The sequence below is a fragment of the Pantoea sp. AN62 genome (assembly GCF_050432985.1).
Classification (GTDB): Bacteria; Pseudomonadota; Gammaproteobacteria; order Enterobacterales; family Enterobacteriaceae; genus Pantoea; species Pantoea brenneri.
The window spans coordinates 1-3,143 of the sequence record NZ_JBNPYB010000040.1; the positions used below are offsets into that span (position 1 = coordinate 1).

General features: G+C 45.7%; 4 protein-coding genes and 1 pseudogene. All 5 read left to right on the forward strand.

The window, feature by feature from the left end; genetic code table 11:
• Positions 1 to 264: 264 nt before the first annotated feature.
• A complete protein-coding gene (locus FHW04_RS23365; RefSeq protein WP_089562640.1) occupies positions 265 to 483 on the forward strand; it encodes a YceK/YidQ family lipoprotein in 219 nt (72 codons plus the stop codon).
• Positions 484 to 544: 61 nt separating this feature from the next.
• Complete coding sequence (locus tag FHW04_RS23370) at positions 545 to 1,078, forward strand: DUF3304 domain-containing protein (RefSeq protein WP_179420113.1); 534 nt, start codon at positions 545 to 547, stop codon at positions 1,076 to 1,078.
• 203 nt (positions 1,079 to 1,281) lie between these two features.
• Positions 1,282 to 1,815, forward strand: a complete 534-nt coding sequence (locus FHW04_RS23375) for a DUF3304 domain-containing protein (protein ID WP_089562639.1) — start codon at positions 1,282 to 1,284, stop codon at positions 1,813 to 1,815.
• Positions 1,816 to 2,018: 203 nt separating this feature from the next.
• The gene (locus FHW04_RS23380; RefSeq protein ID WP_089562638.1) at positions 2,019 to 2,552 is read left to right on the forward strand and encodes a DUF3304 domain-containing protein; all 534 of its coding nucleotides are present in this window, start codon (positions 2,019 to 2,021) and stop codon (positions 2,550 to 2,552) included.
• Positions 2,540 to 3,049: pseudogene (locus tag FHW04_RS23385) on the forward strand (DUF2235 domain-containing protein); the annotation flags it as partial. The gene FHW04_RS23380 and the pseudogene FHW04_RS23385, both read left to right, overlap by 13 nt.
• Positions 3,050 to 3,143 lie beyond the last annotated feature (94 nt).

The window sequence follows — 3,143 nt, forward strand, 5'->3', positions numbered from 1 at the left end:
AGCTGAACAGGAGGGACAGCTGATAGAAACAGAAGCCACTGGAGCACCTCAAAAACACCATCATACACTAAATCAGTAAGTTGGCAGCATCACCGGCATGGTGAATGCGACTCACGCTGGGGTATTGTTTGATGATGAACGCGATGCCTTTGTAATCGACCATTTAACCCGGTTGAGTCATCAAATCGGATGAGGACAGCTTATTTACGTTAAATCATTCAGTTTATTGTTTTTTAGGATGACAATAATAAATAAGGAAAAGTAATGAAAATTATAATCGTGTTGATGTCTGTGTTTCTTTTAAATGGCTGTGGCTCTATATCAGAACATGCCTCAGGGTGTTATCAAGAGTATTATCAGGGAACACAGAAAATGGTGGGTATGGGATACTGGGTCTACCTTCCCTGGCTTGATGTCCCTTTCTCTGCCGTACTGGACACAGTGACGCTGCCTGTTGATGCCATTTGTATTGCAAATCGTTAATACGGGAATATGATTTTTTAAATGATATTGGTATATATCATTTTTCTGAAGGGAAATCAGAATGAAGATAACAATCTCAGGAATATTACTGGGTATTTTTTTACTGGCTGGATGCAGCCAGCTAAAGGCAGAAGCACAAACGCAAAGCGGTGGCTCGGGGACGATTGAAGCTATTAACCATACCAAATGGGCTATCAACTATTTCAGTGTAAACGGTCAGTCGGGCATTGATATTATCGGTCCATTTGATGGCGGCGGCGGCGGGTGTTGCTATGGAGTGCCTGCTGTATGGAAACCCGGAATGATGGTTCGTATAGACTGGGAAACCGGACGCGGGGATACCGACGGATTCCCTGGATTCGGTGATGATGCTAAATATCTTGTATGGGAAAAAAAAATGAAAGCCGAGAATCGTCAGCATAGCAAAACAGTGCCGCTGCCAGATTTTACGGGACAGGAAACCTGTGGTATCACGGTGCATTTTTTACCCTGTGACGACGTGAAGGTGACAACAAGCTGCTTTACCTACGGTAGCCCTTCTTATCCGATTAAGCTTCCGCTGGAAATGAAGGAGCCGAAAGTATGTCCGAAGTAACCACAGATCTGGTCTGGTACCCGCCAGAATTTCCGGCGCAGGGTCGTTTGCCGTCACAGGCGGTATTAGTAGCTAAGAAGCAACAGAAAAGAGTCTGATAAAGATTTATCTCAATGATAAAAATGATTTAATTCTGCCTGGTGGCGGCAAAATCAAATCATTTTATCTGTAAGTGTGGATGACGCAATAAAAGGAATATAAGGATGAAGATAACAATCTCTGGCGTATTACTGGATGTTTTTTTACTGGCGGGATGCAGCCAGCCAAGCGCAGAAGCACAAACGCAAAGCGGTGGCACGGGAACAATTGAAGCCATTAACCATACCAAATGGGCTATCAACCATTTCAGCGTTAACGGGCAATCTGGAATTGATGCGATCGGTCCATTTGATGGCGGCGGCGGCGGGTGTTGCTATGGTGTGCCTTCCGTCTGGAAACCAGGAATGACAGTTAAAGTCGACTGGGAAAGCGGTGAAGCCTCCACAGAGGGTTTTCCAGGATTTGCAGATAGAGAGAAGTACAAAGTGTGGCTAAAGAAAATGAGGGCTAATAACAGGGAGCATAGCAAAACTGTGCCTCTGCCAGATTATACGGGACAGGAAACCTGTGGTATTACGGTGCATTTTTTGCCTTGTGACGACGTGAAGGTGACAACAAGCTGCTTTACCTACGGCAGCCCCTCTTACCCGATCAAACTGCCGCTGGAAATGAAGGAGCCGAAAGTATGTCCGAAGTAACCACGGATCTGGTCTGGCACCCGCCGGAATTTCCGGCACAGGGGCGTTTGCCGTCGTAGGCGGTATTAGTAGTTAAGAAGCAACAGAAAAGAGTCTGATAAAGATTTATCTCAATGATAAAAATGATTTAATTCTGCCTGGTGGCGGCAAAATTAAATCATTTTATCTGTAAGTGTGGATGACGCAATAAAAGGAAGATAAGGATGAAGATAACAATCTCTTGCGTATTACTGGGTGTTTTGTTACTGGCCGGATGCAGCCAGCCGAAGGCTGAAGCACAAACGCAAAGCGGTGGTTCGGGGACTATAGAAGCCATTAACCATACCAAATGGGCCATCAACCATTTCAGCGTTAACGGGCAGTCGGGGATTGATATTATTGGACCTTTTGACGGTGGTGGTGGTGGGTGTTGCTACGGAGCGCCTGCTGTGTGGAAACCAGGGATGACAGTACGTGTAGATTGGGAAACAGGCCAGGGTTCTTCAGCTGGTTTTCCAGGGTTCGCAGATGAAGAAAAGTATCTTGCATGGAAAGCAAAAATTGATGCGCAAAAGAAACATCATAGCCAAATCGTTTCTGTACCGGATTACACAGGACAAAAAACCTGTGGTATTACGGTGCATTTTTTACCCTGTGACGACGTGAAGGTGACAACAAGCTGCTTTACCTACGGTAGCCCTTCTTATCCGATTAAGCTTCCGCTGGAAATGAAGGAGCCGAAAGTATGTCCGAAGTAACCACAGATCTGGTCTGGTACCCGCCAGAATTTCCGGCGCAGGGTCGTTTGCCGTCACAGGCGGCGTTGGTTGGCAAAAACTGTAAGCAGCAAGAGAGCCTGGAGCGAACTTATCGCAATGAACTTTGCCAGGCTGACAACAAGCTGGTAGATATGCCGTGTTGTAAGACGCTGCATATTAGCCTGTTTTTTGATGGTATCGGTAATAACCTGAATAACGATTTGTATTTGTCTAACCCAAAACACCCAACTAACATTGCTCGTTTATTTCGTGCCACGATCGGCAATGGTACCGTTGGCGGCGTGTCTTCTTCCGCTGGGTTACTTGATTCTGATTCAGGCCTTAAGGGAAGTTACTACAAATACTACATACCTGGCGTTGGGACACCTTTCCCGGAAATTAACGATCTTGATTATTCAACTTCAGGGCTGGCCTTTGCCAAAATGGGAGAGGACAGAATTAACTGGGCGCTGTTGAGAATTATTGATGCATTGAAAGGCTTTGTTGAATAAATAAGATTTCTTGCGAACGACCCTGTAGCTGGCTGGATTTTCAGGCAATACGCACGCTTTCTGGCATCCCAGCCTTTGT